Origin of the sequence: Asanoa iriomotensis (genome assembly GCF_016862515.1) — a bacterium.
In the GTDB taxonomy this organism is placed as follows: Bacteria; Actinomycetota; Actinomycetes; order Mycobacteriales; family Micromonosporaceae; genus Asanoa; species Asanoa iriomotensis.
In genome coordinates this window covers 26,850-53,636 of sequence record NZ_BONC01000056.1, presented here as the reverse complement: position 1 = coordinate 53,636, position 26,787 = coordinate 26,850, and the positions used below count along the sequence as shown (strand labels likewise).

Sequence of the window (26,787 nt, the reverse complement as noted above, 5' to 3'; positions counted from 1 at the left end):
GGCACTTCACCGCCGTGGCCGACGCCAGCGGGCTGCCGATCCTGCTCTACGACATCCCACACCGCAGCGGGGTGCCGATCGAGACCGAGACGCTGGTGCGCCTCGCCGCGCACGACCGCATCGTCGGCGTCAAGGACGCCAAGGGCGACCTCACCGCGACCTCGTGGGTGCTCGCCCGCACGGACCTCGCGTTCTACTGCGGCGACGACTCCGGCACGCTGCCTTCCCTCGCCGTCGGCGCGGTCGGCATCGTGGGCACCTCGACGCACTTCACGGGCGCGCTGACCAAGCAGATGATCCAGGCGTACGCGCGCGGCGACGTCGCCGAGGCCCTGGCGCTGCACCGGCGGCTGCTGCCCATGTTCACCGGCGTCTTCCGCACCCAGGGCACGATCCTGGTCAAGGCCGGCCTCGCCGTGCGGGGCCTGCCGGCCGGTCCGGTGCGCTCGCCGCTGGTCGACGCGACGCCGGAGCAGGTCGAGCGGCTGCGGGCCGACGCCGCGGCAGCCGGGCTGGATCTCGGGGGAGCCGCATGACCCTGGCGCACCTCGACCTCGAACCGCCGCCGCCGCTGCCCGAGGGCGGCCTGCGGGTCATCCCGCTGGGCGGCCTGGGCGCCATCGGGCGCAACATGACGGTCTTCGAGTACGACGGCAAGCTGCTGGTCGTCGACTGTGGCGTGTTGTTCCCCGACGTGGAGCAGCCCGGCGTCGACCTGATCCTGCCGGACTTCGCGCCGATCCTCGACCGGCTCGACGACGTCCAGGCCATCGTGCTCACGCACGGCCACGAGGACCACATCGGCGCGGTCCCCTACCTGCTCGCCCACAAGAACGACATCCCGCTGGTGGGCTCGCAGTTCACGCTCGCGCTGGTCGAGGCCAAGCTGCAGGAGCGGCGGATCGAGCCCTACACGCTGACCGTCACCGAGGGGCAGCGCGAGCAGCTCGGCCCGTTCGACGTCGAGTTCTTCGCGGTCAACCACTCCATTCCGGACGCGATGGCGGTGGCCATCCGCACGCCGGCCGGCCTGGTCCTGCACACCGGCGACTTCAAGATGGACCAGTTGCCGCTCGACGGCCGGATCACCGACCTCGCGGGCTTCGCGCGGCTGGGCTCCGAGGGCGTCGACCTGCTGCTCTCCGACTCGACCAACGCCGAGATCCCCGGCTTCGTGACCCCGGAGCGCGAGATCGGCCCGGTGCTCGACGCGATCTTCGCGAAGGCCCGCGGCCGGATCATCGTCGCGTCGTTCGCCTCACACGTGCACCGCGTGCAGCAGGTGCTCGACGCGGCCGCGCTGCACGGCCGGCAGGTCGCCTTCATCGGCCGCTCGATGGTGCGCAACATGGGCATCGCCCGCGACCTCGGGCTGCTCCGGATCGAGCCGGGTCTCGTGGTCGGCATGGACGACGCGATGAACGCGCCGCCCGAGCGGATCGTGCTGATGTCGACCGGCTCCCAGGGTGAGCCGATGAGCGCGCTGGGCCGCATGGCCACCGGCGACCACCGGCACATCACGATCGCACAGGGCGACACCGTCGTGCTGGCCAGCTCGCTCGTGCCGGGCAACGAGACCTCGGTCTACCGGGTGATCAACCAGCTCTCCCGGGCCGGCGCCAACGTCATCCACAAGGACGTCGCCAAGGTGCACGTCTCCGGCCACGCGCCGGCCGGCGAACTGCTCTACCTGCTCAACGTCGTGCGGCCCAGCAACCTGCTGCCCGTGCACGGCGAGTGGCGGCACCTGCGGGCCCACGCCCGGATCGGCGTCGAGTCCGGCATCTCGCCGGAAAACGTGGTGCTCTGCGAGGACGGCGACGTGGTCGACCTGGTCGACGGCCAGGCGCGGCTCGTCGGCCACGTCAAGAGCCGCTACGTGTACGTGGACGGCCTGGCCGTCGGCGACATCGGCGAGTCGCTGCTGACCGAGCGCCGGATGCTCGGTGACGGCGGCTTCATCGCGGCGACCGTGGTGATCGACTCGGTGACCGGCAAGGTCGTCGGCGGCCCGGCCGTGTCGGCGAAGGGCTTCTCCGAGAACCCGGAGGCGTTCGACGAGGTCGTCCCGCTGATCACCGAGGCGCTCAGCCGCGCCGCGGCCGACAACGTCACCGACCCTCACCAGCTCCAGCAGGTGGTGCGCCGCACGGTGGGCCGGTGGGTCAACGACAGATACCGGCGCCGCCCGATGATCGTGCCCACGGTGGTCGAGGTCTGACTTGCATCCGGGCGAGTTCCCGATAACCACCGAACTGGTCTCCGCGCTGCTGCGCGCCCAGTTCCCGCAGTGGGCGCGGCGACCGCTTACCCGGGTCGACTCGACCGGCACCGTCAACGCGCTGTTCCGGCTCGGCGACGACCTGGTGGTCCGGCTGCCGCGGGTCGACTGGTCGCTCGGCGACATCGAGACCGAGGCGACCTGGCTGCCGCGACTCGCGCCGCGGCTGCCCGTGGCGATCACGGAGCAGCTCGCGGCCGGGGTGCCCGGCGAGGGCTTTCCGTGGCCGTGGGCGGTCTACCGCTGGCTGCCCGGGACCGTGCCGGTCGAGGGCGCGCTGGTGGATCCGCTGGGGCTGGCCGCCGACCTGGCGGAGTTCGTCCGGGCGATGCGCGCCGTGGACCTGCCCGGCGCGCCGGCGGCGTACCGGGGCGGTGGGCACTCGCGCCTCGACGAGGCGGCCCGGCCGGCGCTGGCGGGTCTCGACGGCATTCTCGACGCCGACACGCTGAGCGCCGCCGAGAAGGCCTGGGACGCGGACCTCGCGGTGCCGGACTACGCCGGCCCGCCGGTCTGGCTGCACGCCGACCTGATGCCGGGCAACCTGCTGGTGGACCAGCGCGGCCGGCTGCGAGGGGTGATCGACTTCGGCACGCTCGGGGTGGGCGACCCGTCCTGCGACCTGATCGTCGCGTGGAACCTGCTGACCGCCGAGGGCCGCGACGCGTTCCGGGCGGCGCTCGACGTCGACGAGGAGACCTGGCGCCGCGGCCGGGGCCGCTCGCTGGCGATGGCCCTGGTCGCGTTGGTCTACTACCACCGCACCAACCCGGCGTTCGCCGACAACGCCCGTTACGTCATCGACGAGGTGCTGTGGAGCTCGACGAAGACGAGCTGACCGGCAACGTCACCGCGGGCATCGTGCGGGTCGGAGACACCGTCCGCCGGCCGGTGCTGCCGCAGACGGACGCCGTCGACGCGCTGCTCACCCACCTGCACGGCGTGGGTTTCACCGGCGCGCCGCGCCCGTTGGGCCGGGACGAGCGCGGGCGGCAGGTGCTCGAGTTCGTACCCGGTGAAATGACCATGGAGCTCGACCCGCGCGACCTGCCGGACATCGGCCGGATGATGCGGGACCTGCACGCCGCCGCCGCGGAGTTCACGCCGCCGCCTGGCGCGGTCTGGCACACGGAGATCCCGCCGGCCGGGGTGCCGGGCTCGCCGGTCGGCGAGGTGATCTGCCATCACGACGCCGCGCCGTGGAACCTGGTCCGCGCCGAGCGCGGCTGGGTGCTGATCGACTGGGACAACGCGGGGCCGGGCTCCCGGGCCTGGGAGCTCGCGTACGCGGCGCTGTCCTGCTGTGGGATGCGCCCGGAACTGCCGGTGCCGGACGCCGCGGCCCGGCTGCGGTCGTTCGTGGACGGTTACGGCCTGGCCGACGGGCTGCGGCCGGCGCTGGCCGGGCTGCTCGGCGTCAACGCGGGCGCGATGTACGACCTGCTGGCCACCGGCGCCCGCGAGGGCCGCCAGCCGTGGGCCAGGATCTACACCGAGGACGGCGCCTTCTGGCGCGGCGTCGCGGACTATCTCGACCGCCACGCCGACGCCTGGCGGTCAGCCCTGTGCGAGGAGTAGGCCGACCTCCTTGGCCCGCTCGCCGAGCACCGCACGCAGGATCTCGGCCTGTTCCTCGGGTGTCGCGACCGCGCCGAGCCGCGCGACGACCTGATCGTCGACCTGGCTCAGCGCCGCGAGGATCGCCGCCTGCCCGGCCGCCAGCCCCTCCAGGGCTGCCCGGAGCCCGTTGCGCTCCTGCTTCGCCGGGTCGGGGTTCGAGGACGGGTTGGTCGGCCGGTTCGTGAACGTCGCCTCCACCCGGCCGAACAGCCCACCCATCCGCTTGATGACCTCGGTCGCGATCTCGTCGGCGTCTGCCACGTCTACCTCCGTGAACCAGGGCTTGGTGCTGCGCTCGTGTGACTGCCTGCTGTTCCAGTGCACGTGCTTGTCGTGCCGGTTGCGGTTGGGTCCGGCGTACGCGTACGACCTGGGCTGCCAGCCCTCGTCGCGGAAGCAGATCCGGTCGTTGTGTATCCAGTAGTAGGCGGCCACGTGCGCCTGGAACGCGCGCTTGCAGGCCGCCACGTCGACGCCGTCGACGTCCATGTCCCAGGCGTCGACCGACCCGTCGGAGTCGGGGTTGTGGTCGGAGTTGGTCGCCTGGTGCGCGGTGTCGCCGATGGTGCCGTCGGAGGTCTTGTCGCGGCGGGGCCAGCGGCGGTTGACCTCGTCGCGGAAGCGCGTCAGCGCGGGGTTGAGGAACCAGGCCATATGCCCGAAGTTACTGGTCTGCCCCGGCTGTCACATCCCTCGGGAGCGGGACAGGGTCACCCCCGCCACTCGGCGGCGAGCAGCCCGAACACCGCCTCGTCGAGGAACTCGCCGTCGACCCAGGCGTTCTGCCGCAGGGTGCCCTCGCGCCGGAACCCCACCCGCTCGGCCACGGCGATCATCGCGGCGTTGCCGGCCAGCGTCTCCAGCCCGAGCCGGTGCAGCCCGCGCACCTGGAACCCGTAGCGGCACAGCACCTGGACCGCGTCGGTGCCCAGCCCGCCGCCGCGCATCGCCGGCCGCAGCGACAGCCCGACGTGGGCGACCCGGTTGTGCGGGTCGATGCCCCACAGCAGCCCCTCGCCGGCCAGGGCATCGTCGGCGAGCCGGACCACGCTGAAGACCGCGGCGTCGTCGCTGGGCGCCGACGGCGTGAACGGAGACGCGGGGGAGCCCGGCGGGATCGGCCGCCACGGCCGTCCGTCGGCCTTCGACCGCATCTCGACGTCGTCATAGAGGTCGGCGTGCAGCACCGGCACGTCCTCGTCCCGCCGGGCCCGCAACAGCACCTTCTCGCCACGCAACATGCCGCGTTCGTACCCGAAGGCAGGACGCGGGATCAACCGGGTTAACGGCGAATCCGACATCCAACGCGAGTCGGGCGCCATAGCCTGGACGGGTTGGATCGCGCCAGGGAGGCCGGATGTCGCTGTACGCCGGGAAGGAGACCGAGGCCCACCGCGGCCACCGCGCCGGCAACGTCGTCGCCACCGTGGCGAACCCGGACTTCGGTCGCGAGTTGACCCTGCCGGCGTTCGCGCTGGGTCCCGACCCGGTGCCGGCCCCGGTCGCGTACCAGTTGATCCACGACGAACTGCTGCTCGACGGCAACGCCGCCCTCAACCTGGCCACCTTCGTGACCACGTGGATGGAGCCGGAGGCCGGCGTGCTGATGGCCGAGTGCGCCGACAAGAACATGATCGACAAGGACGAGTACCCGATGACCGCCGAACTGGAACGGCGGTGCGTGGCGATCCTGGCCGACCTGTGGCACGCTCCCGACCCGCGCAGCACGGTCGGCTGCTCGACCACCGGGTCCAGCGAGGCCTGCATGCTCGCCGGGATGGCGATGAAGCGGCGCTGGTCCAAGGGCGCGATGGGCGGCAAACCCAACCTCGTCATGGGCGGCAACGTGCAGGTCTGCTGGGAGAAGTTCTGCAACTACTGGGAGGTCGAGCCGCGGCTCGTGCCGATGGCGGGGGACCGGTTCCACCTGTCGGCGGACGAGGCGGTGGCCCGCTGCGACGAGAACACCATCGGCGTGGTCGCGGTGCTCGGGTCCACGTTCGACGGTTCGTACGAGCCGGTCGCGGAGATCGCCGCCGCGCTCGACGACCTACAGCGAAAGCGTGGTTGGGACATCCCGGTGCACGTCGACGGCGCGTCCGGCGGGATGATCGCGCCGTTCCTCGACCCGGACCTGGTCTGGGACTTCCGGCTGCCCCGGGTCGCGTCGATCAACACCAGCGGGCACAAGTACGGCCTGGTCTACCCGGGTGTCGGCTGGGTGCTCTGGCGCGAGAAGCACCTGCTGCCCGAAGAGCTGATCTTCAACGTCAACTATCTAGGCGGCAGCATGCCGACCTTCGCGCTCAACTTCTCCCGGCCGGGCGCCGAGGTGGTGGCGCAGTACTACATGTTCCTGCGACTGGGCCGCGAAGGCTTCCGGGCCGTGCAGCAGGCGTCCCGCGACGTGGCCACCTACCTGTCCGGGAAGATCGCCGACACCGGCGAGTTCACGCTGGTCAGCCGCGGTGACCAGCTGCCCGTGTTCACCTTCACCACGGCGCCGCACGTGACCGCGTACAACGTCTTCGACGTGTCCCGGGCGCTGCGCGAGAGCGGCTGGCTGGTGCCCGCGTACACGTTCCCGAAGAACCGCACCGACCTGGCCGTGCTGCGCGTCGTGGTGCGCAACGGCTTCTCGCACGACATGGCCCACCTGCTGCTGGCCGACCTGCACCGGGCGCTGCCGGAGTTGCGGGCGCAGCCCGCGCCGCGCCGCTCGGCCGCCGACGCTACGTCCTTCCACCACTGACACCACTGAAAGGCGGACCACCATGTGCCGCTGGCTGGCCTACTCCGGCTCGCCGATCCCGATGGACGCGCTGCTCTACAAGCCGAAGCACTCCCTGATCGACCAGAGCCAGCACGCCGAGATGGGTGCGGAGACGACCAACGGCGACGGCTTCGGGATCGGCTGGTACCCGATCGACCGCGTCGCCAAGCAGACGCCCGGCGCGTTCCGCGGCATCGGTCCGGCGTGGAGCAACGCCAACCTGCGGGACCTCTCCGAGCACATCCGCTCGCCGCTGTTCTTCGCGCACGTCCGGGCCTCGTCGGGCACGGCCGTGCAGGAGAGCAACTGCCACCCGTTCCGCCACGGCGACTGGCTGTGGATGCACAACGGGTCGATCCGCGACTTCGCCCGGCTCAAGCGCGACCTGCTCTTGGCGGTCGACCCGGAGCTCTATCCCGAAATCCAGGGCACCACGGATTCGGAGGCGATGTTCTTCCTGGCCCTGACGTACGGGCTGCGCGACGACCCGGTGACCGCCGTTGAGCGGATGGCGGGCTTCGTCGAGGCGACCGCCGCCGCGCACGGTGTCCAGGACCCGCTGCAGATGACCGTGGCCACCACCGAGGGGGAGACGACCTGGGCGTTCCGCTACTCGTCCACGGGCCAGTCCCGGACCCTGTTCTACTCGACGGGCGTCGACGACCTGCGCCAACTGCACCCCGAGGTGGACGCGCTGCGGATGCTCTCCGACGATGCCCGCCTGGTGGTTTCGGAGCCTTTGGGCGCGATGCCCGACGCGTTCAACGAGGTGCCCGAGTCGAGCTACAGCGTCATCCATCGCGGTCAGGACCAAATGTCCGCTTTCAACCCGCGCTGAGGTGGGTCCGCGTACTCAGAGACCCGCGGGCGGATTCGTCATAGCCTCGGAACCGTGGGGTGGAAAGAGCTCGCGACCGCGTTCCTGGTGCTGCACTTCGCCTTCATGGCGTACGTGCTCCTCGGCGGTTTCCTGGCCTGGAAGTGGCCCAAGGCGCTCTGGTTCCACCTGCCCGCCATCGGCTGGGGCATCGCGCTGATCGCCTTCGGGCTCAACTGCCCGCTGACGTACGCCGAGAACTGGGCGCGCACCAACGCCGGTGAGGCCAAGACCCGCGGGTTCATCGACACCTACATCGAGGGCGTCCTCTATCCCGAGCGGTACGTGCACGTCGCGCAGGCCGTGCTGGCGCTGATCGTGCTGGTCTCGTACGTCGGAATCTTCGTGCTCTGGCGCCGCCGCCGTGCGAAGGCCGGCGCGGTCGAGCTGCACGGCGAGCAGATCAGAAGCTAGGGCAGCTCCGCGACCGCCGCCGCGAACGTCGTCCCGGTCGCGATCGCCGCGTTGATCAGGGTGGCGAGCTGGGCGACGGTGGCGCCGTGCTCCAGGTCGGTGGTCACCTCGCCGGCCACCAGCAGCAGTCCCTCGCCGCCGTCGTGCACGTACGCCTTGGGCATCAGCTTGTCGTGGTTCCAGGCGTTGCAGAACTCGAGCGCCTCCATCAGCCGGGTCTCCGGCAGCCGCCGCTCGGCGATCACGCGCACCTGGAGGATCTCCCGCCGCTCGCCCAGCCGCTCGAACTGGATGTACGCCCCCGGCCAGCGCCCGCCGACCAGCCCGTCCTCGTCGACGGCGTAATGGTCGCCGCGGGCGTCCAGCACCTCGACGATCGATTCGAGCGTCAGCGGGCCGACCGGCGTCTCGTCGAGGTCGTCGAGCCGGATCGCGCCGCCGGTGACCACCGGCAGCTCGGCCAGCCAGTCACCGACCAGCCGTGACTGGTGGTCGGTGCCGTTGCGCACGTCGAACCGGGTGGCCAGCGTGGCCGCCACGGCCGCGAGCACCGTGCCCAGCTCGCGCACCGACAGGTCGGCCGCCGGCCGGTCGCCGTGCGCGGGCCGATGCACCCGCCGGTCGCCCAGCCCCTCAGCGGTCGCCCGCCGGCAGACCAGCGTGCCCGCCGCGGCGAAGCGCATCGCGGACAGCTCGTCGAAGGGGTCGTCCAGGTCGCCGAGGTGGGTGGCGAGCAGGTCGACGCCCCGCCCGGCGAGCCCGGCCAGCGCGCAGAACCGCAGATGGTCGGCGAGCAGCGGGAACGACGCCCGGTCGAGCCGGTGCCGGCGATAGGCGCGCAGGTGCGCCGCCGCCGCCTCGTCGACCCGGCCCAGCCGCAGGTAGGGGATCATCAGCGCGGCCAGCGCCCGCTCGGGCTGCTCGGGGCAGGTTGCGGCGGAGCGCAGCACCGGCTCGGCCGCGTCGACCGCCGCCTGCCACTCGCCCCAGGCCGCGTGCAGGAAGGCCCGGTCGGCGGGGTAGCAGGCCGGGCAGAACCCGGAGTCGCCCGGCGCGCCGTCGGCGAACCACTCGGCGTCCTCGGCCGGCGGCAGCTCCGCGTCACACCGCGCCAGCCATTCCCGCGCCGCGGCCAGGTCACCCACGTGGTCGGCGATCTCCGCCCGCAGCCGGTGCGCGGCGAACAGCGGGCGCTGGTCCTCGCGGAACCGCCGCTCCAGGTCGTCGAGGAGGGCCTCGCTCTCGGCCCGCCCGACCCCCGGCGACGCCCGGAAGGTGCCGACCGCCCACAGGTGGTAGTAGCGCAGCAGCGCCAACTCGGTGTCGGTGAACAGCATCGGCTCGCGGTCGGCGGCGGCCCGGCACCAGGCGAACAGGCCCAGCACCCGGGCCGGCTCGGCGGCGTCGAGGCAGGCGTCGATCAGGTCGAGCCGGGCCTCGAAGCCGAGCCGGACGTCGCCGGCCCGGTCGGCCGAGGTCACCACGGCGTCCAGCTCGGCCACCTTCTCGGGGCCGGGCGGCAGGTCGCGGGCCGCGGCCAGGGCTTCGTTCACAGCGTCAACCGTTCGAGGGTGTCGGCGAGCTGGCAGCCGCTGGAGATGCCGCAGGCGACCAGTTGGTCGAGCTGGTCCGGGGTGACCCCGTGCTCGAGGTCGGCCACCACCTCGCCGATGACGCGCACGGTGCCGTCGTCGTTGACGTGCACGAACGCCTTGGGCCAGAGCTTGTCCTGGTTCCAGCCGTTGCAGAAGCCGTAGAGCGGCAGCACGTCGTCGATCGCGAAGACCCGGCTGGCCAGCGTGCGGATCTGGAGGACCTCGCCGGCGCGGCCGAGGCGGAAGAAGTAGATGAGGTTGTCGTCCCACCGGCCGACGAGGTCGCCGTCGGCGTCCTGGGCGAACGCGTATCCGTGCCCGTCGAGAACGCCCGCGATCAGCTCGTTGGTCAAGGGCAGCAAAGCTCCGCCCGGCGATTCCACGCAGGCGATAGTAGGCGCGCCAGGCACCGGGCAGCCAGTGTCGTAAAGCCGAGGGATTGTCACGCGGCGCGTCGCGCGCCGCGTGACGCGCGGCCCCTTACCGTGAGACCATGCCCGGCCGTTCCACACAGACGAGCCGGCGCCGCACTGCGGCGTCGAGCCGGGCCAGCACGACCACCCGCGGCCGCACCACCGCCAACACCGGCACCCGGGCGCGTCCCACCTACCGGCGCCGGCAGCCCAACAGCATGGGCGCCCTGGTCGGCCGGGCCGGCGGCGCGGTGTGGATGGGTGTGGCGCACAGCATCGGCTGGCTGGTCCGCGGTCTCGGCCGGCAGGCCGCCACCGCCCGCGATCTCGACCCCGAGCACCGCCGTGACGGCGCCGGCCTGCTCCTGCTGGGCCTGTCGATCCTGACGAGCGTCGCCGTCTGGTTCTCCTCCGCCGGCCCGGTCGGCCAGCGGATCGAAGACGCCGTGCGGCTGTTCATCGGCGCGATCGCCGTGGCGCTGCCGGTGTTGCTGCTGTTCTGGGCGGTCCGGCTGATGCGCCCGCTGGTCGAGCCCGAGCACCGGGGTCGTGGCCTGGTGGGCTGGGGCTCGCTGCTGGTCTCGGTCGCCGGCATCCTGCACATCAGCCAGTCGCCGATCGACACCGCGCAGCGCGACCACGCCGGCGGGCTGGTCGGCGCCGCCGTCGGTTCCGCGTTCGAGCGGGCGTTCACGCAGTGGGTCGCCGTGCCCCTGCTGGTGCTGTTGCTGCTCTTCGGCCTGCTCGTGATCACCGCGACGCCGATCAACAAGATCCCGGAGCGGGTCGGCGCGCTGTTCGCCGTGCTGCTCGGCCGGCCGCTGCCGCGGGACGAGGAGCGGGCGCCGGAGCCGTTCGAGGACGACGAGGACGAGCAGCCGGCCGCCCGGCGCCGCCCGTCCCGCCGCCGCCAGAGCAGCAAGGTGCTCGGGCTGGGCGACGACGACGAGCCACCCGCGGGCGACGACGAGGTCATGCACGACACCGTCGCGCTGCCGCGCACCAAGCCCGCCAAGGTGCCGTCGGTCCGCAAGCAGCCGCCGGAGCCGCCGGCGCACTCGCCGCTGCCGACCCGGGCCGAGCAGCTCGCGATCAACGCGGTCGAGGGCGCCTACCTGTTGCCGCCGGCCAACCTGCTGCGCGGCGGCAGCGCGCCGAAGACCCGCAGCAAGGCCAACGACGAGGTGATCGCGGCACTGACCGGGGTCTTCGAGCAGTTCGACGTCGACGCCGCGGTGACCGGCTACACCCGCGGCCCGACCGTCACCCGCTACGAGGTCGAGCTCGGGCACGGGGTCAAGGTCGAGCGGATCACGCAGCTGTCGCGCAACATCGCGTACGCGGTGAAGTCGCCGGACGTGCGGATCCTGAGCCCGATCCCGGGCAAGAGCGCGGTCGGCGTCGAGATCCCCAACTCCGACCGGGAAGACGTGGCGCTCGGCGACGTGCTGCGCTCGCACGCCGCGACCTCCGACCACCACCCGATGCTGGTGGCGCTCGGCAAGGACATCGAGGGCGGCTACGTCGTGGCCAACCTCGCCAAGATGCCGCACATCCTGATCGCCGGCGCGACCGGCGCGGGCAAGTCGTCGTGCCTCAACTCGCTGCTCGTGTCGATCCTGAGCCGGGCCACGCCCGACGAGGTGCGGCTCGTGCTGATCGACCCGAAGCGCGTCGAGATGACCTCCTACGAGGGCATCCCGCACCTGGTCACGCCGATCATCACGAACCCCAAGAAGGCGGCGGACTCGCTCGACTGGGTCGTGCGCGAGATGGACATGCGCTACGACGACCTGGCCGCCGCGGGTGTACGCCACATCGACGACTACAACCGCAAGGTGCGGGCAGGCCAGATCAAGGCGCCGCCGGGCAGCGAGCGGGAGATCCGTCCGTACCCTTATCTGCTAGTCATCGTCGACGAGTTGGCCGACCTGATGATGGTCGCGCCGCGCGACGTCGAGGACTCGGTCGTCCGGATCACGCAGCTCGCCCGGGCCGCCGGCATCCACCTGGTGCTGGCCACGCAGCGCCCGTCGGTCGACGTGGTGACCGGCCTGATCAAGGCCAACGTGCCGTCCCGCCTCGCGTTCGCCACCTCGTCGCTGGCCGACTCGCGGGTCATCCTCGACCAGCCCGGCGCCGAGAAGCTGATCGGCCGCGGCGACGGGCTGTTCCTGCCGATGGGCGCGTCGAAGCCCGTCCGGATCCAGGGCGCCTGGGTCGGCGAGGGCGAGATCAGCGACATCGTCAACTTCTGCAAGAAGCAGCGCGAGCCGGAGTTCCGGCCCGACGTGCTGACCAAGCCCGAAGACCCGAAGAAGAAGATCGACGAGGAGATCGGCGACGACCTCGAGGTGCTGATCCAGGCGATCGAGCTGGTGGTCACCTCGCAGTTCGGCTCGACGTCGATGCTCCAGCGCAAGCTGCGGGTCGGCTTCGCCAAGGCGGGCCGGCTGATGGACCTGATGGAGACGCGCGGCATCGTCGGCCCCTCCGAGGGTTCGAAGGCCCGCGACGTGCTCGTCAAGCCTGATGAGCTGGAGGAGGCGCTGGCCGGTCTCCGCGTCGAGTGAATCGGGCCGCCAGCGAGATCGCGGAGACGATCGTCCAGGTGCCCTCCAACAGGAGGAAGCCCCAGGACTGCTGGCTGGCCGCGATCACCGCGAGGATGCCGGCGCCGCCGATGTTGAGGACGAGGTACGGGACCGAGTGCGCGTCGAGCTTGCGCAGCTGAGCCGCCGCGAAGGCGGCGAGGATGAGCAGCGAGCCGACGATTTCGACGATGTCGAGAAGATGCATGGTGTGGTGCGCACCGTCTTTGCACGACCGGGTACGGAGCGCTACTCGTCCGGGGTTCGGCGCGGGAGCGCCACCGCGTCCGACCATAGCCGTTTCCGGGCGCCCGGGATGGTGGGATTCCTCACCGCGTGGGTCGTTGACCTGAACCGAACTTCAACATTGAAGATGACCCTGTGCCGCTGCTGCTGACCGACGCCGACGTCGCCGCCCGGCTCGACGCGCCGACGGCCGTCGCCGCGATGCGCGACGCCCTGGTCGCGGCGCACGAGGGCCGGCTGATCGCCCCGCCGCGGGCCAGCGCGGTTCTCGAAGGAGGCCGGCTGGTCATGACGGCCGGGCACCTCGCCGACGAGTGGTACGGGTTCCGCTCCTACGACACGTTCGGGCACGCCGACGGCGAGCAGCTCGTGGTGTTGCACGACGCGCGCGACGGCCGGATCCGAGCGATCGCGGTGGGCGAGGAGATCGGGTCCCGGCGCACGGGGGCACTCGGCGGCGCGGCCGTGGACCTGCTGGCGCGGCCCGACGCCGCCACGGTCGGGGTGATCGGGTCGGGGCGGCAGGCGTGGACGCAGTTGTGGGCGACGGCCGCCGTGCGGCCGGTGTCGTCGGTGCGGGTGTTCAGCCGGTCGTTCGCCCGCTGCGCGGCGTTCGCGGCACGGGCCACGGCCGAGTTGGGCGTCGCGGCGGCGCCGGTGTCGTCGGCCGCCGAGGCGGTGCGCGGGCAGGACCTCGTGATCGTGGCGACCACCAGCGAGCAGCCGGTGCTGTCGGGCGCCGACCTGGCGCCGGGCGCGCACGTCAACCTCGTCGGGTTCAAGCAGCGCGGGCGGGCCGAGTTCGGTCCCGACGTGATCGCGCGGGCCGGGTTGATCGCCACGGACTCGCCGGCACAGGCACGCTCGTACCAGCCGCCGCTGGCTCTGCCTGTCGGGTTGTTGACGAGGGACCTGCGCGCGGTGGCGGCCGGCGTGCTGCCCGGCCGGTCCGACCCTGACGAGATCAGCGTTTTCCTGTCCGTGGGGCTCGCGGGGACCGAGGTGTTCCTGCTCGACCGGGTCGCCGCGCTGCTGACGTCGGCAGACGTGTCATGACGACCGCCCGGTACCCTCGTTAGGTGTCCGCTTCCTCCTCGACCGATGCCGCCCGTCGCCGGGTCGCGCTGCTGACCCTGGGCTGCGCCCGCAACGAGGTCGACTCCGAGGAGCTGGCCGCCCGCCTGCACGGCGGCGGCTGGGACGTGACCACCGACGGCGAGGGCGCCGACGTGGTCCTGGTCAACACCTGCGGCTTCGTCGAGAAGGCCAAGCACGACTCGATCCAGACCCTGCTCGCAGCGGCCGACACCGGCGCCAAGGTGGTCGCGGCCGGGTGCATGGCCGAGCGCTACGGCAAGGAGCTGGCCGACAGTCTGCCCGAGGCCGAGGCGATCCTGAGCTTCGACGACTACCCCGACATCGCCTCGCGCCTGGACGCGGTGCTGGCAGGGGAGAAGATCTCACCGCACATCCCGCGGGACCGCCGCGAGCTGCTGCCGTTGACACCGGTGGCCCGCCGCGGGGCGGCCGTGGTGCAGCCCGGGCACGGCGTGGTCGTCGACGAGCACACCCCCGCTCACCTGCGCGGCGTGCTGCGGCACCGGCTCGACCGCGGCCCGGTGGCGTCGCTCAAGCTGGCCAGCGGCTGCGACCGCCGGTGCACGTTCTGCGCGATTCCCGCGTTCCGCGGCGCGTTCGTCTCGCGCACGCCCGACGAGCTGCTGGCCGAGGCCGAGTGGCTGGCCGGCACGGGCGTCCGCGAGCTGGTGCTGGTCAGCGAGAACTCGACCTCGTACGGCAAAGACCTAGGCGACCCACGCGCGCTCGAGAAGCTGTTGCCGCAACTGGCGGCGGTGCCCGGCATCGTCCGGGTGCGGGCGAGCTACCTGCAGCCGGCCGAGACGCGCCCGGGCCTGGTCGAGGCGATCGCCACGACCCCCGGTGTGGCGGCCTACTTCGACCTCTCGTTCCAGCACTCCAGCGAGCCGGTGCTGCGACGGATGCGCCGGTTCGGCTCGACGGAGCGTTTCCTGGAGCTGCTCGCGTCGGCCCGCGCGCTGGCGCCGGGCCTCGGCGCACGGTCCAACTTCATCGTCGGCTTCCCCGGCGAGACGAAGTCGGACGTCGACGAACTGGTGCGCTTCCTGTCGGAGGCACGCCTGGACGCGATCGGCGTCTTCGACTACAGCGACGAGGACGGCACGGAAGCGGCGGGCTTCACCGACAAGGTCAAGACCGCCACGATCAAGCGGCGGTACGACAAACTGAGCGCGCTGGCCGACGAACTGTGCTCGCAACGCGCCGAGGAGCGTGTAGGCGGCACGGTCGAGGTGCTGGTCGACACGGTGGACGAGGGCGTGGTCGAGGGCCGCGGCGAACACCAGGCACCGGAGGTGGACGGCTCGACGACGCTGGTGGCGCCGCCGGACGGCTCGGTGGACCTGGCGGCCCTGCGCCCCGGCGACCTGGTCCGCGCCCGCGTGGTGGCTTCGGAAGGCGTCGACCTGGTTGCGGTCCCGGTCGAAATGATCAGCGCGGCACCCCCGGCGGTCAGCCGGTGACCGGAGCAGCCCCCGAGCCCGCTCCGACCGTCGCCCCTGTCCTGAACGCCGCCAACGCCCTGACCGCCCTGCGCCTCCTACTGGTGCCGGTCTTCGTAGCGCTGGTGGTCACGTCGCAACTGGAACACGCCGGCTGGCGCATCGCCGCAACCCTGACGTTCGCCTTCGCCTCGGCCACAGACCTGGTAGACGGCTGGATCGCCAGGCGGTACGCCCTGGTGACGCCATTCGGCAAGGTAGCGGACCCGATCGCCGACAAGGCCCTGACAGGCTCGGCCCTGGTCCTGCTGAGCTGGTTCGGCGCGCTGCCATGGTGGGTAACGGGCTTGATCCTGGCCCGCGAGTGGGGCATCACGCTGATGCGCTTCTGGGTGATTCGCTACGGCGTAATCGCCGCAAGCCGTGGCGGCAAACTGAAAACGGCGCTTCAGATCCTGGCAATCGCCTGGTACCTGTGGCCAGTCCCAGAATTCCTGGAACCGGTCGGCTTCTGGCTGATGGGCGCGGCCCTGGTAGTCACAGTAGTAACAGGCCTGGACTACATCCTCCAGGCGATCCGCCTACGTCAAAACGCCCAACAGAAACCCACACCCCAAACGATCGAATCGACGGGCTCAGCGGAATCAGCGCGCTGAAGGTCTGTCTCCGCTCTTCCCCCGTCCCCCCGATCGTCGCCAAGCTCCTCGGCTCTCGACCGGAGTCAAGGGTGGCCGCCAGGCCATCGGCGCAGCCGACGCGCAGCGCCCTTTACTCCGGTCGAGAGACGTGGACACTCATTTCTCGGGGGACAGGCACATAAACCCCAACACCAACGAGCACAATCGCTGAGTGACAAACCCGGCCCAAGCCGTACACCTGCTGCTCGAACGCAAAGAAACCCTCGCCGTCGCCGAGTCACTGACGGGCGGCCTGCTCGCCGCCACGATCGTCGAAGTAGCCGGCGCGAGCGCCGTCTTCCGCGGCGGCCTCGTCGCCTACGCGACCGACCTCAAAGCAACCCTCGTCGGCGTCCCCGAGCCACTCCTCGAAAAACAGGGCCCAATCGACCCCGACGTCGCCCTCTCCCTGGCCGAGGGAGCACGAAGGACGTGCCGGGCCGACTGGGGCATCGGCACGACCGGCGTAGCGGGCCCGGACTCCCAGGACGGCAAGCCCGTCGGCCTCGTCTATGTCGCGGTCACCGGCCCACTAGGCCGCCAGGTAGACGAACTCAACCTCGACGGAGGACGGGCATCGATCCGCGCCGGCGCCGTATCCCACGCCCTGGAATCCCTGGTCATGCTCCTGCGTTCGCCCTCGGCGAACACTTCAGCCTGATGTCACGGCGAGTCGTGGACAAAGCAGACATATCACGCGCTCCGGCGGTCCGGCCGCCCGGCGGGGCAGGATGTCGGTGAAGCGGAGAACGGGTACGGTTGCGGGAAGCCCTTCGGCGTAGGTCGGGGCGACGGCGGAGGGGGAGGTGCCAATGGTCCTGCTACGTCGGGTGATCGGCGACGCTTTGCGCGCACGCAGGCAGGGGCAACACCGGACCCTGCGCGAGGTCTCCACGGCCGCCAATGTCAGCCTGGGCTACCTCTCCGAGATCGAGCGGGGGCAGAAAGAAGCCTCCAGCGAGCTCCTGTCGTCCATCTGTGACGCCCTCGACACCCAGCTTTCCCAGCTGCTCCGCGAGGCCAGCGACACGCTGGCGCTGGCCGAGCAGATGGAGGGTGTGCTGGTCGGGGTCGACGGCAACGAGCAGCCTCCGGAGCTGGAGCCCGCCCGCCTCGAGCCGACCGCGCCGGTGCTCGACCCGGCCACGGCGGCGACACCGGAGCCCGCTGCCGCACCGGCCGCGCTGGCGCGCGCCGCACGGGCGCAGGCGCCGGTCAAGCAGGTCGCCACCGACGGCAAGGTGTCGGTCTCGGTGCACCAGTCCTCGCCGCTCAAGGCCACCCTGCGCGCCAAGCGCACCACGGGCGGTCCGCGTGACCGGGATGTCGTTTTCGCTGCTTGACCGGCATAGCCGTCGGTTTCCGCCGCGCGTACTGTGATCAATAGCTGCCAAGGCAGTGACCCACTGGCGCGCGCCTGAGACGATGGAGCGAACTGCCGGTTGGCACGGACACGAGGGGATACCGCGGACATGGCGAACCCGTTCGTCAAGGGATGGCGCTACCTGATGGCGCTCTTCGGCGCCAAGATCGACGAGTACGCCGACCCGAAGGTGCAGATCCAGCAGGCCGTCGAGGACGCGCAACGGCAGCACCAGGCCCTGGTGCAGCAGGCCGCCGCCGTCATCGGCAACCAGCGCCAGCTGGAGATGAAGCTGTCCCGGCAGATGACCGAGGTCGAAAAGCTCGGCTCGATGGCGCGCCAGTCGCTGGTGCTCGCCGACAAGGCGCGGGCCGAGGGCAACGAGTCCGAGGCGGGCAAATACGAGCAGACGGCGCAGCAGCTCGCGTCGCAGCTCGTCGCCTCCGAGCAGGGCATGGAAGACCTCAAGAGCCTGCACGACCAGGCGATCAACGCCGCCGGCCAGGCCCGCAAGGCCGTCGAGAACAACCAGATGATCCTCCAGCAGAAGCTCGCCGAGCGCACCAAGCTGCTCAGCCAGCTCGAGCAGGCCCGCATGCAGGAGACGGTCGCCCGGTCGCTGGAGTCGATGTCGTCGCTGACCGCGGCGCCGGGCAACACGCCGTCGTTCGACGAGGTCCGGGAGCGCATCGAGCGCCGCTACGCCAACGCGATGGGGCGGGCCGAGCTGGCCTCCAACTCGGTCGAGGGCCGGATGCTCGAGGTGCAGCGCTCGACGCTCGACATGGCCGGCGCCAGCCGGCTCGAGCAGATCCGCGCCAGCATGGCCGGCGAAAAGCTGGGCAGCGGCGCCGAGCGGCCCGCGGTCGAGGCCCCGGTCTCGGAGGCCCAGCAGGGCAACGGCGACAAGGCGGCGACCGAGCAGAAGCAAGAGGACGTCGCCGGAATAGCGCGTCTCGACGAGATCCGCGCCAGCATGTCCAAGGACAAGAACCCCGGCGGTTCGAGCGCCGCCGGCTGAAACCTGGGGGGCTGAAGTGGCCGACGAGCGGGCCCGTTATTTCCGGCGACTGCGCCGGCTACGCCGTTCCGCCCGCCGCTGGAGCGTGGTCGGCGCCGGCTTCGCGGGCGCGGCCGCCATCTTGACCCCTTATGCGGGCCTGGGCCTGCCAGACGCCGCCTGGGCGGCCGCCGCGGGCGGCTCGCTGGTCCTGGCGGGTTGGCGCTGGGCCGACCTGCGCCGGGCTTCCGCCCAGCCGGCCCCACCGGCCACCGACCCGGCCCTGGCCGCCCAACGCTCCCGCGCCCGCCTGCTGGCCGCGGTGGAGTCGGCCCCGGGCGGCCGCGCCGCCCTGACGGAGGTCCGCCGCCAACGGGGCCGCTTCGCCCTGCGAGGCAGCGCCGCCGCCGCGGCCTGGGACCGCCTGGACCAGGCGTCAGCCACCCTGAACGGCCTGTCCCCCCGCCTGACAGGCATGGGCGGCAGCGCGGTCCTGGAGGCGGCGGTGGCGGAGGAGTCCCTCCGCGACCTGGCCCACCGCGTGGCCGGCGTGGAAAAGGCGCTGCGCTTCGCCCCACCGGACGCGAAACCGAGCCTGACCGAGGCCCACCGCGACCTGACCCACCAACTCAACGAGGGCGTCTCGGCCTACGAACGCCTGGTCGCCGCAGCCGCGTCTTACGTCGCTGAGGACGGCCGCCTCAGCGCCACGCACCCGTCGGTCTCCCGCCTCACGGAGGCCAGCGACCTCCTCCGCGGCGTCGCCTCAGGCTTGGCCGAGGTCCGCACAATGACCCCGGACCCGATGCGCGCGGCCTCCTGACCCTCTGCCTCCGCGCCGCCGCCGATCCACCCTGGCCGTCGTTCGCCCGGGCTCGTGGCCAGCGTTCGCCCGTCCGGACCGGCGTCGGCCCGTGCTGGCCGGCGTTGACCGGCGTTCGCCCGTTCTGACCGGCGTTCGCCGGGCTCGTGGCCGGCCTTCGCCCCTTGCGGCCGGCGTTCGCCGGGCACGTGGCCGCCGTTTGCCCGTCCTGGCCGGCGTTGGCCGGCGTTCGCCCGTCCTGGCCGGCGTCGGCGGGCGGTGGAATCAGCATCGCGCAGGTCGCGCAACCGCCGGACGAGCCGGATCGCGCCCGCTGCCACCCACGCGTCGATCTCGCTGACGATCTTGTCCCTTGTTGGTGGAGCTCATCACCTGACCGACGACTTGCTGGCGAGCGCCTCGTCGACGCGGTCGGCGGTGAGGGCGTGCTGGATGACCATCGTCGCCGCGCCGATGACGCCGGCTTGGCTGCCGGTCGTCGCCGAGACGATCTGCAGGTGGGCGGTCGCCAGCGGGAGGGATCGACCGTAGACGACCTCCCGGATCCCGGCGATGAGGCTCTCGCCGGCCTGGGCGATCGAGCCACCGATGACCACGAGCTCGGGGTTGAGCAGGCTCACGCACGTCGCGAGCACCTCGCCGAGCGTGCGTCCCGCCTGCCGCACCGCCTGCGCGGCGGCGATGTTGCCGCCGCGGACGAGGGCGACGACATCGCTGTTCGTCTTCGCCGGCACCCCGGCCGAGTTGAGGTGCTTGATGATCGCGTGGCCGCTCGCGACGGCTTCGAGACAGCCCTTGTTGCCGCACGTGCACAGGATGTCGGGAGCGTGGGGTGCGGCCACGTGGCCCAGGTCGCCGGCGGCGCCCACCGCGCCGCGGAGCAGCTGGCGGCCGCTGATGATGCCGGCACCGACGCCGGTGGCGACCTTGACGAACAGCAGGTGGTCGAGCTCCGGGTGGGCCGTCACGTGCTCGCCGAGGGCCATGATGTTGACGTCGTTGTCGACGAGGACCGGGACGTCCCAGTGGCGCCGCAGATGGTGGGGCACGTCGTAGCCGTCCCATCCGGGCATGATGGGCGGGCGCATCGGGCGGCCGCTGGAATGCTCGACCGGGCCCGGCAGGCCGATCCCGATGCCCACGAGGTCCGTTACGTCCCGCCCGGCCTCGTCCAGCAGCCGTCGGATGCTCGCGACGACCCAGTCGAGCACCGGGATCGGCCCCGCCGAAATGTCCACATCGTCGGCGACCTCGCTCAGCGGTTGGCCGGCGAGATCGGTCAGCGCGATGTTGCCGTGTGTCGCCCCGAGGTCGACGCCCACCACGACTCGAGCCCGCGGGTTGAACGCGAACCTGGCCGGCGGGCGGCCACCGGTCGAGGCCGCCTCTCCCGAGGGTGCGAGCAGACCGCTGGCGAGCAGGGCGTCGATGCGGAGGCTGACGGTGGACCGGCCCAGCCCGGTGAGTCTGGCCAGCTCGGCACGGGTCCGGGGCTGCCCGTCACGGAGAAGCTGCAGGAGTTCTCCGGCGCCGGGAGTCCCTGAGCCGGGTCCGCCGAACCCGCCGGTAGCCGCCACAGCGTGGTGAGCGGGCGAACGTCGCACGGAAGCGGAATGCGGCACGGTCAAAAGTGTATGGGTCGATCTCGCCGCGTCAGAAGCAGCTTCTGTACGAGGCCTGGACAACTTATGCGGGTGATCAAGAGACTTTTGTTTCCGTCTTGTCAAATGTTCTGCCGGCGCCATATGGTCGGGACGCGCGGCCGCCACAGAGACCCCGCTCTTCACCCCCGCCCCACCAGCCACAACGGTGGGACCAGGGCCGCGCAGACCAGAAGGAGGACCGTGGAAAACAAGCTAAGTCGTCGTGCCGTCCTCGGCACCGGCGCCGGTGTTCTTGCCGCTGGCGCGATCGCCGCCACCGCGAGCCCCGTTGCCGCCTCGGCGCAGGGCCGGCCGGCCGGCGGGCCGAACGTGATCCCGGCCGACCGCATCGGCCTGCAGATCTTCACCGTCCGCCAGTTGATCGGCGCCGACTACGCGAACCTCGAGATCTCCCTGGAGGCGCTGCACGACGCCGGCGTCCGGGAGCTCGAGCTCGCCGGTGACTACTACGGCAAGACGACGGCCCAGCTCAAGTCCCTCATCCAGTCGTACGGGTTGCGCATCGTGAGCAACCACTTCGGCCCGCGCGGTGCCAACCTCCCGAACCCGTGGTCGACCTACGAGGGCCGGATGCAGATCTTCGAGGACGCCCAGACGCTGGGCCGGTTCCCGTACGTCGGAACCGGCAGCGCCTTCGGCTTCCCCGGCGGTGGGGCCGGCGAGAACAACAGCGACGGATTCAAGGCCATGGCCGAGGCGTTCAACGAGTGCGGCGAGCACGCCGTCTCGCAGGGCTTCGGCGGCTTCTTCTTCCACAACCACGACCGCGAGTTCGCGTACGAGAACGGCGAGCCGCTCTTCAACATCCTGCTCGAGCGCACCGACCCCCGGTACGTCAAGTTCGAGGTCGACCTGGGCTGGGTCTCCGTCGCCGGCGAGGACCCGTACTGGTGGATCAAGAACCACGGGAAGCGTTTCATCGCGTTCCACATCAAGGACATCAAGTGGGACCCGAACGGCAACCGCACCGCGGCCGCGGGCACCAAGGCGGCCGGCAAGAAGTTCCGGTTCGTCGATGTCGGCAAGGGTGACATCGACTGGACCCGCGCGCTCTCCGCGCTCAAGGATCTCCGGGACTACCGGTTCTTCCTGGAGCACGACGACGCCGGCAACCTGACGCTCAACCCGCCCGGCGCCGCGAACACGGTCTGGCGCGGCTGCAGCACCCTGGAACAGATCAACACTTCCGGGCGCAAGTAGAGCCACGCGGCTGGGGTCCCATCCTGTGTGGTGGGGCCCCAGGGCGTACGCACAATCAAAGATCTTCTGGTTTGGGTTGGCAGCGTGGGCACCAGTAGGTCACGCGCTCGCCCTGTTCGGCCTTCTGGATCGGGCCGGCGCAGCGGCGGCAGGGCTGCGCGCGGCGGCCGTACACGTAATTGGCCTCGGTCTTGCGCAGCGAGCCCGTCGTCGTCTGCAGCCAGCGGCCGCGGTTGTTGGCCAGCAGGCGTTGCGCCAGGGAGACCAGGCCCGGCAGGTCCGGGACCGCGCGCACCGGGGTCCACGGCCAGACGCCGCGCAGGAACAGCGCTTCCGACTTGTAGAGGTTGCCGATGCCGGCCAGGCTGCGTTGGTCGAGGAGCGCCTCGGCGATCGCGGTGTCCGGGTGCGCGGTCAGGCGGCGGACCGCTTCGGCCGGGTCCCAGTCGGGGCCCAGCAGGTCGGGGCCGAGGTGGCCGACCAGGTCCGGCTCCCGGGCCGTCGGCACCAGGGACAGATCGTGCAGGTGATAGCCGACGGCGACCGCGTCCGCCGTGCGCAGCACCACCCGGATCAGGTGGGCCGGTTTGGCCGCCCAGCGTTCACCCGGCGCGTACGCCCGCCAGGCACCGTCCATCCGCAGGTGTGAGTGGAGCGTGCGGTCGGAGCCGGCGGGGTCGCGCAGCCGCAGCAGCAGGTGCTTGCCGCGGCTGGCGGACTCGAGCACCCGCCAGCCCGTGAGCCGGGTGGTGGCCAGGCGCGGCACCCGGAAGTCCGACGCGGTCAGCTCGCCGCCGCCGATGGCGCGCTGCAACGTCCGCGCCGTGTTCCAGACCGTGTCACCTTCGGGCACCGTTCCATCGTGCCGCACGGGCGCGGCGTACCACGGTCACGGTTCTGTCGTGATCCGCACCACGTCGCCGGGGCGCACTCCGAGGAGCACGTCGGCCGGTGCGCCATTGGCGGCGACCGCTACGAGACCCGCGGAGTCGACGAGCACGACCAGGCCGCCGGGCGGGGCGTCGCCGAAGGTCTCGCCGACCCGGGCGGGCTCGCCGCTCACCCGCACGACGGCGCCCACCTCCGCGGGCAGGGCAGCCGCGGCGAGTTGGACGTTGCCGAACCGGTCGACGCTCAGGACCGCCGCCTCCAGCCAGCCCTCGCCCGCCGTCACCACCGGGTCGGGCAGGCGCACGAGGTCGGCCGGGTCGACCTGCGCGCCCGCGTCGGCCAGCGGCGCGCCGCCGGCCAGCCGCGCCGCGACCGGCGCGAAGATGTCGCGGCCGTGGAACGTCCGGGTGACCACCGGCGCGAACCACGCCGGGTTGTCGAGCGCGACCGCCTCGCTGACGCCGCCGAGCGCCTCGGCCGCCCAGATCAGCAGCCCGTTGTCGGGACCGACGAGCAGGCCGTCCGGGGCACGCAGCGCGATCGGCCGGCGGGCGGTGCCGACACCGGGATCCACGACCGCCAGGTGTACGGAGGTCGGCAGGTCACCGACCGTCTGCGCGAGCACGACCGCGCCCCGGGCCACGTCGCCGGGCGGGACCTCGTGCGTGATGTCGATGACGCGAGCGGTCGGGGCGACCTTGGCGATCGCGCCGTGGCAGGCGGCCACGAAACCGTCGAGGCGGCCGTAGTCGGTGGTGAAGCTGATCCACATGGTTCAGTGACCTTCGATCGACAGCTCCAGGCGGAGCTCGTCATGGATGGGTACGCCGTCGTCGCCGACCGTCGGGATGCTCGGCTTCATCAGCCGGGCACGGTCGACCGCACCCCGGTCGACGCCGACGATCCGCAGCCCGCGGCGCTGGTAGAAACGCAGGGCCCGCAGGTTGTCGTTGGTGGTGACCAGCCAGATCCGGTGCGAGCCGGCCGCCCTGGCCTCGGCGACGACGGCGTCGAGCAATGCCGTTCCCACGCCGACGCCGCTGCGGGCGGCGGCGATGCTGACGACTTCGAGCGAGTCGTCCACGACCCGCCAGCAGAGCGCGCCGGCGAGCCGGCCGCCGTCGTCGACGGCGACCAGAGCGGGCAGCGTGCGCAGGTCGATCGCCTCGTCGTGGGCGACCACGATGTGGCCGCCCCAGGTGAGCCGGTGGAACTCGTCGAGTGCCTCGCGCTCCTCGCCACCGAAGGACTGGCGGATCTGCCAGCCGGTCGAGGGTTGCATCCGGCTAGGTTGGCACACATGCGCTTGTGCATCTTCACCGAACCCCAACACGGTGCCAGCTACGCCGATCAGGCCCGCGCCGCGCGGACCACAGAGGCGGCGGGCTTCGAGGGGTACTTCCGCTCGGACCACTACCTGACCATGGGCAGTTTCGACGGCCTGCCCGGCCCGACCGACTCGTGGGTCACCCTGGCCGGTCTGGCCCTGGAAACCTCGACTGTCCGGCTCGGCACGCTGGTCACCTCGGCCACGTTCCGCCACCCGGGCCCGCTGGCGATCAGCGTGGCCCAGGTCGACGAGATGAGCGGGGGCCGGGTCGAGCTGGGCCTGGGTGCGGGTTGGTTCGACGAGGAGCACCAGGCCTACGCGATCCCGTTCCCGCCGGTCCGCGAGCGCTTCGACCGGCTGACGGAGCAGCTAGAGATCATCACCGGCCTGTGGGCGGTGCCGTCGGGGGAGCGGTTCGACTACAAGGGCAGGCACTACAACGTGGTCGACTCACCGGGATTGCCGAAGCCGGCACAGTCGCCGCGCCCACCGATCATCATGGGCGGCGCAGGCCCGAAGCGGACGCCGGCCCTCGCGGCACGCTTCGCGGACGAGTTCAACGTGCCGTTCCGCTCGGCGGCGGAGGTGTCGCGCATCTACCGCCTGGTCGACGACGCCTGCATCCTGGCGGGCCGCAACGACCTGCCGACGAAGTCGGCCGCAGTGACCGTCGTGAGTGGACGCACAGACGCGGAGGTCCGAGACCGCTGGGGCGGCGAGGTCCTGGACACAGATTCCGGCGAGGGCGCGGTCATCGGCACGCCAGACAAGATCGTCAACGACCTCGGCGCGTACGTGGAAGCGGGCGCGACCCGACTCTTCCTGCAACTGCGCGACCTGCGCGACATCGACCTGATCGAACTGATCGCGGCGGAGATCGCACCTCAGCTGCGCTGAACCGATCGCCGGCGCTGTCTCGGCACTCGCTGGGCGGCGCCGGCTCCAGTTCTCGAGCGCCGCGTTCGCGTCGCGGCGAGGGACTCGTTGCCCGCAACGACCGCCCGCCGTTTGGAGCTTGGGCGGCATGCCGGGCAACGGGATTCGCGCTGCTCAGGGTTTGGGAGCGGTCTGCTGCGGGGCCTCCGCCGCCGGTTCTGTTTCTTGGGTCGCGGTCGCGGATGCGTCCGGCTCCGGCGATTCGAGCGACGCCGTTGCGTCCGGTTGGTCGGCCGGTTGGTGGTCTGCCGTGGTCATGCGGTCCGCCGCCCCGGGGCCGGTCGGCTGATCCTCGGGCGGCGGCGGCACGAGCTGGCGGGGGCGGGCGGCCGGTGCGTTGGGTAGGACGATGTCGCGGACCGTCAGGTAGACCGCGTGGACGGCCAGGATGCGTTCGACCTCGTCGAGGATCGGGGCGAAGAACTGGTGGCGCTGTTCCGCGTCGATCATCGAAGTGACGGCGAAGTACATGCTGCCGAAACCCGCCAAGACTGCGGCGTTCTTCAAAAGGGCGACCGGGACCGAGCCGAGCATCGCCGGTTCCTCGCCGATCCACTGGGCCGCCGTCGCCGGGGTCACCATGATGACGCCGAGCAGGACGAAGAAGCCGAACAAGCCCAGGCCGACCACGGCCGCCTGCACCAGTTGTCGGGTCGCCAGGATGACCAGCAGGTTGGTGACCTGGCCGCTGGTCAGGCGGACCGGTGCGAGCGGGCCGCCCTCGGGCGCCACGTCGCTCATGTCCACCATGGACAGCGGGGTGCGTTTGCAGGCGTGGCTCAGGCGTTCCGGGCGCAGGTCGCGTTCGACCCGGCCGATCTCGTCGCGTAGCCGGCCCGCGCTGGCCAGGATCGTCACCGCCGCGAAGAGGGCCAGGACCCAGCCGACGCGGTTCCAGCCGAGGCGGTGCATCGCCTGCCAGAGCTCACCCGTGAAGAAGAAGAACAACGTGACGAACAGCAGCATCGGCAACGCGCGTCCCTGCAGCCGCAGGCTGTTGCGCATGTCGTCGATCGCGTGCCGGACGGCGCTGCGCAGCAGGGGCAGCAGGCCGTAGGTGACCGCCAGGTAGCCGGCGGCGGTGGCCGCCACGGCCGCGAGCAGGTAATTCACGGTGCCGCCGCCGGACCAGCCCTTGTCGAGCGCGGTCAACGGCACCGCGGTCAGCAGCACGGCGTACCCAGCAAGCAAGATCCAAGCCGTGACCAGCGAGAACCTGGGCATCCGGCGGCCCCAGGCCGTCAGCACGGGCCAGGCGGCGAGCCCGACCACGACGGCGCCCAGCCCGGTCAGGTCCTGGATCCGGTCGCTGGCGCCGGCCGCCCGCGCGCCGAACCAGGCGAGATCGACGAACGCCACCATGGCCAGGTAGGGCACCATGCGGGGGAGCACGTGCCGGCGGAAGTCGTATCCGGCGATCATCTGCGGCACGCCACGCCGGACGAACCAGCGCTCGGTCTGCCGGACGAGGGCGCGGGATGCGGTGAGCGGCACGGTCTGATGGTGCCAGGTGTGCGGCCCGGGCGCGCGTACCGCACGTTCGTGTGGTGGAG

27 protein-coding genes and 1 riboswitch are annotated in these 26,787 nt (G+C 71.7%); of the genes, 17 read left to right on the top strand and 10 right to left on the bottom strand.

What is annotated here, in order from left to right; translation table 11 throughout:
* From Air01nite_RS30240 to Air01nite_RS30225, 4 genes are all read left to right on the top strand, one after another.
* Positions 1–536, top strand: a 536-nt coding sequence (locus Air01nite_RS30240) for a dihydrodipicolinate synthase family protein (RefSeq protein ID WP_203706750.1), incomplete at its 5' end; no start/stop codon positions are given.
* Positions 533–2,221, top strand: a complete 1,689-nt coding sequence (locus Air01nite_RS30235; protein ID WP_203706749.1) for a ribonuclease J — start codon at positions 533–535, stop codon at positions 2,219–2,221. The genes Air01nite_RS30240 and Air01nite_RS30235, both read left to right, overlap by 4 nt.
* 1 nt (position 2,222) lies before the next feature.
* The gene (locus tag Air01nite_RS30230) at positions 2,223–3,119 is read left to right on the top strand and encodes an aminoglycoside phosphotransferase family protein (protein WP_203706748.1); all 897 of its coding nucleotides are present in this window, start codon (positions 2,223–2,225) and stop codon (positions 3,117–3,119) included.
* The gene (locus tag Air01nite_RS30225; protein WP_203706747.1) at positions 3,095–3,859 is read left to right on the top strand and encodes a phosphotransferase enzyme family protein; all 765 of its coding nucleotides are present in this window, start codon (positions 3,095–3,097) and stop codon (positions 3,857–3,859) included. The genes Air01nite_RS30230 and Air01nite_RS30225 overlap by 25 nt, the downstream gene beginning before the upstream one ends.
* On the opposite strand, the gene Air01nite_RS30220 is transcribed toward Air01nite_RS30225, so the two are convergent.
* Entirely contained in the window at positions 3,839–4,555 is a 717-nt protein-coding gene (locus Air01nite_RS30220; protein WP_203706746.1) for a hypothetical protein, read from the bottom strand. The two genes, Air01nite_RS30225 and Air01nite_RS30220, sit on opposite strands and share 21 nt — an antisense overlap.
* A gap of 56 nt (positions 4,556–4,611) precedes the next feature.
* Complete coding sequence (locus Air01nite_RS30215) at positions 4,612–5,142, bottom strand: GNAT family N-acetyltransferase (RefSeq protein WP_203706745.1); 531 nt, start codon at positions 5,140–5,142, stop codon at positions 4,612–4,614.
* Between the two features lie 116 nt (positions 5,143–5,258).
* Between Air01nite_RS30215 and gad the strand changes: the two genes are divergently transcribed.
* The 3 genes from gad to Air01nite_RS30200 are packed head-to-tail and all read left to right on the top strand — an operon-like array spanning position 5,259 to position 7,965.
* A complete protein-coding gene (gad, locus tag Air01nite_RS30210) occupies positions 5,259–6,653 on the top strand; it encodes a glutamate decarboxylase (RefSeq protein WP_203706744.1) in 1,395 nt (464 codons plus the stop codon).
* A 22-nt stretch (positions 6,654–6,675) separates the two neighbouring features.
* Positions 6,676–7,512, top strand: coding sequence for a class II glutamine amidotransferase (locus tag Air01nite_RS30205; RefSeq protein WP_203706743.1), 837 nt, complete (start codon positions 6,676–6,678; stop codon positions 7,510–7,512).
* A gap of 54 nt (positions 7,513–7,566) precedes the next feature.
* On the top strand, positions 7,567–7,965 hold the full coding sequence (locus tag Air01nite_RS30200; protein ID WP_203706742.1) for a DUF2784 domain-containing protein: 399 nt from the start codon (positions 7,567–7,569) through the stop codon (positions 7,963–7,965).
* Here Air01nite_RS30200 and Air01nite_RS30195 read toward each other — a convergent pair.
* Positions 7,962–9,518, bottom strand: coding sequence for a type III secretion system chaperone family protein (locus tag Air01nite_RS30195; RefSeq protein WP_203706741.1), 1,557 nt, complete (start codon positions 9,516–9,518; stop codon positions 7,962–7,964). The two genes, Air01nite_RS30200 and Air01nite_RS30195, sit on opposite strands and share 4 nt — an antisense overlap.
* Positions 9,515–9,952 carry a YbjN domain-containing protein gene (locus Air01nite_RS30190; protein ID WP_373310495.1) on the bottom strand — a complete coding sequence of 146 codons (438 nt, stop codon included), beginning with the start codon at positions 9,950–9,952 and terminating at the stop codon, positions 9,515–9,517. Before Air01nite_RS30190 ends, Air01nite_RS30195 begins: the two co-directional genes overlap by 4 nt.
* Before the next feature lie 101 nt (positions 9,953–10,053).
* Between Air01nite_RS30190 and Air01nite_RS30185 the strand changes: the two genes are divergently transcribed.
* Positions 10,054–12,546, top strand: a complete 2,493-nt coding sequence (locus Air01nite_RS30185; protein WP_203706740.1) for an FtsK/SpoIIIE family DNA translocase — start codon at positions 10,054–10,056, stop codon at positions 12,544–12,546.
* On the opposite strand, the gene Air01nite_RS30180 is transcribed toward Air01nite_RS30185, so the two are convergent.
* Entirely contained in the window at positions 12,497–12,772 is a 276-nt protein-coding gene (locus tag Air01nite_RS30180) for a CBU_0592 family membrane protein (RefSeq protein ID WP_203706739.1), read from the bottom strand. The genes Air01nite_RS30185 and Air01nite_RS30180 overlap by 50 nt on opposite strands.
* Positions 12,773–12,779: 7 nt before the next feature.
* Positions 12,780–12,849, bottom strand: a riboswitch (guanidine-III (ykkC-III) riboswitch).
* A 96-nt stretch (positions 12,850–12,945) separates the two neighbouring features.
* On the opposite strand from Air01nite_RS30180, the gene Air01nite_RS30175 reads away from it, so the two are divergent.
* From Air01nite_RS30175 to pspM, 7 genes are all read left to right on the top strand, one after another.
* A complete protein-coding gene (locus tag Air01nite_RS30175; RefSeq protein ID WP_203706738.1) occupies positions 12,946–13,866 on the top strand; it encodes an ornithine cyclodeaminase family protein in 921 nt (306 codons plus the stop codon).
* Between the two features lie 23 nt (positions 13,867–13,889).
* On the top strand, positions 13,890–15,371 hold the full coding sequence (rimO, locus tag Air01nite_RS30170) for a 30S ribosomal protein S12 methylthiotransferase RimO (protein ID WP_203706737.1): 1,482 nt from the start codon (positions 13,890–13,892) through the stop codon (positions 15,369–15,371).
* The gene (gene pgsA, locus Air01nite_RS30165) at positions 15,368–16,006 is read left to right on the top strand and encodes a CDP-diacylglycerol--glycerol-3-phosphate 3-phosphatidyltransferase (RefSeq protein ID WP_203706736.1); all 639 of its coding nucleotides are present in this window, start codon (positions 15,368–15,370) and stop codon (positions 16,004–16,006) included. Before rimO ends, pgsA begins: the two co-directional genes overlap by 4 nt.
* A 193-nt stretch (positions 16,007–16,199) precedes the next feature.
* A complete protein-coding gene (locus tag Air01nite_RS30160) occupies positions 16,200–16,688 on the top strand; it encodes a CinA family protein (RefSeq protein WP_203706735.1) in 489 nt (162 codons plus the stop codon).
* A gap of 151 nt (positions 16,689–16,839) precedes the next feature.
* The gene (locus tag Air01nite_RS30155) at positions 16,840–17,370 is read left to right on the top strand and encodes a helix-turn-helix domain-containing protein (protein ID WP_203706734.1); all 531 of its coding nucleotides are present in this window, start codon (positions 16,840–16,842) and stop codon (positions 17,368–17,370) included.
* 129 nt (positions 17,371–17,499) lie between these two features.
* A complete protein-coding gene (locus Air01nite_RS30150; RefSeq protein WP_203706733.1) occupies positions 17,500–18,411 on the top strand; it encodes a PspA/IM30 family protein in 912 nt (303 codons plus the stop codon).
* A gap of 16 nt (positions 18,412–18,427) precedes the next feature.
* Positions 18,428–19,213, top strand: a complete 786-nt coding sequence (gene pspM, locus Air01nite_RS30145; protein WP_203706732.1) for a phage shock envelope stress response protein PspM — start codon at positions 18,428–18,430, stop codon at positions 19,211–19,213.
* Between the two features lie 368 nt (positions 19,214–19,581).
* Here pspM and Air01nite_RS30140 read toward each other — a convergent pair whose 3' ends face one another.
* The gene (locus tag Air01nite_RS30140) at positions 19,582–20,835 is read right to left on the bottom strand and encodes an ROK family transcriptional regulator (RefSeq protein WP_203706731.1); all 1,254 of its coding nucleotides are present in this window, start codon (positions 20,833–20,835) and stop codon (positions 19,582–19,584) included.
* A gap of 222 nt (positions 20,836–21,057) precedes the next feature.
* Between Air01nite_RS30140 and Air01nite_RS30135 the strand changes: the two genes are divergently transcribed.
* Positions 21,058–22,077: a sugar phosphate isomerase/epimerase family protein gene (locus Air01nite_RS30135; RefSeq protein ID WP_203706730.1), complete on the top strand. Its 1,020-nt coding sequence runs from the start codon at positions 21,058–21,060 to the stop codon at positions 22,075–22,077.
* Positions 22,078–22,132: 55 nt separating this feature from the next.
* On the opposite strand, the gene Air01nite_RS30130 is transcribed toward Air01nite_RS30135, so the two are convergent.
* Genes Air01nite_RS30130 through Air01nite_RS30120 form a run of 3 tightly spaced genes read right to left on the bottom strand, consistent with a single transcriptional unit; the run spans position 22,133 to position 24,250 of the window.
* The gene (locus Air01nite_RS30130) at positions 22,133–22,930 is read right to left on the bottom strand and encodes a DNA-formamidopyrimidine glycosylase family protein (RefSeq protein ID WP_203706729.1); all 798 of its coding nucleotides are present in this window, start codon (positions 22,928–22,930) and stop codon (positions 22,133–22,135) included.
* Between the two features lie 36 nt (positions 22,931–22,966).
* A complete protein-coding gene (locus Air01nite_RS30125; protein ID WP_203706728.1) occupies positions 22,967–23,740 on the bottom strand; it encodes an SAM hydrolase/SAM-dependent halogenase family protein in 774 nt (257 codons plus the stop codon).
* A 3-nt stretch (positions 23,741–23,743) separates the two neighbouring features.
* Positions 23,744–24,250, bottom strand: coding sequence for a GNAT family N-acetyltransferase (locus Air01nite_RS30120; protein WP_203706727.1), 507 nt, complete (start codon positions 24,248–24,250; stop codon positions 23,744–23,746).
* 18 nt (positions 24,251–24,268) lie between these two features.
* Between Air01nite_RS30120 and Air01nite_RS30115 the strand changes: the two genes are divergently transcribed.
* Positions 24,269–25,195, top strand: coding sequence for an LLM class F420-dependent oxidoreductase (locus Air01nite_RS30115; protein WP_203706726.1), 927 nt, complete (start codon positions 24,269–24,271; stop codon positions 25,193–25,195).
* Positions 25,196–25,348: 153 nt separating this feature from the next.
* On the opposite strand, the gene Air01nite_RS30110 is transcribed toward Air01nite_RS30115, so the two are convergent.
* Positions 25,349–26,728 carry a hypothetical protein gene (locus Air01nite_RS30110; protein ID WP_203706725.1) on the bottom strand — a complete coding sequence of 460 codons (1,380 nt, stop codon included), beginning with the start codon at positions 26,726–26,728 and terminating at the stop codon, positions 25,349–25,351.
* Between the last annotated feature and the right edge of the window lie 59 nt (positions 26,729–26,787).

Coding starts and splice junctions, on each gene's coding strand:
- Air01nite_RS30235 (WP_203706749.1), top strand. CDS start 533: ATGACCCTGGCGCACCTCGACCTCGAACCGCCGCCGCCGCTGCCCGAG.
- Air01nite_RS30220 (WP_203706746.1), bottom strand. CDS start 4,555: ATGGCCTGGTTCCTCAACCCCGCGCTGACGCGCTTCCGCGACGAGGTC.
- Air01nite_RS30215 (WP_203706745.1), bottom strand. CDS start 5,142: ATGTTGCGTGGCGAGAAGGTGCTGTTGCGGGCCCGGCGGGACGAGGAC.
- gad (WP_203706744.1), top strand. CDS start 5,259: ATGTCGCTGTACGCCGGGAAGGAGACCGAGGCCCACCGCGGCCACCGC.
- Air01nite_RS30205 (WP_203706743.1), top strand. CDS start 6,676: ATGTGCCGCTGGCTGGCCTACTCCGGCTCGCCGATCCCGATGGACGCG.
- Air01nite_RS30185 (WP_203706740.1), top strand. CDS start 10,054: ATGCCCGGCCGTTCCACACAGACGAGCCGGCGCCGCACTGCGGCGTCG.
- Air01nite_RS30180 (WP_203706739.1), bottom strand. CDS start 12,772: ATGCATCTTCTCGACATCGTCGAAATCGTCGGCTCGCTGCTCATCCTC.
- Air01nite_RS30155 (WP_203706734.1), top strand. CDS start 16,840: ATGGTCCTGCTACGTCGGGTGATCGGCGACGCTTTGCGCGCACGCAGG.
- Air01nite_RS30150 (WP_203706733.1), top strand. CDS start 17,500: ATGGCGAACCCGTTCGTCAAGGGATGGCGCTACCTGATGGCGCTCTTC.
- Air01nite_RS30125 (WP_203706728.1), bottom strand. CDS start 23,740: ATGTGGATCAGCTTCACCACCGACTACGGCCGCCTCGACGGTTTCGTG.
- Air01nite_RS30120 (WP_203706727.1), bottom strand. CDS start 24,250: ATGCAACCCTCGACCGGCTGGCAGATCCGCCAGTCCTTCGGTGGCGAG.
- Air01nite_RS30115 (WP_203706726.1), top strand. CDS start 24,269: ATGCGCTTGTGCATCTTCACCGAACCCCAACACGGTGCCAGCTACGCC.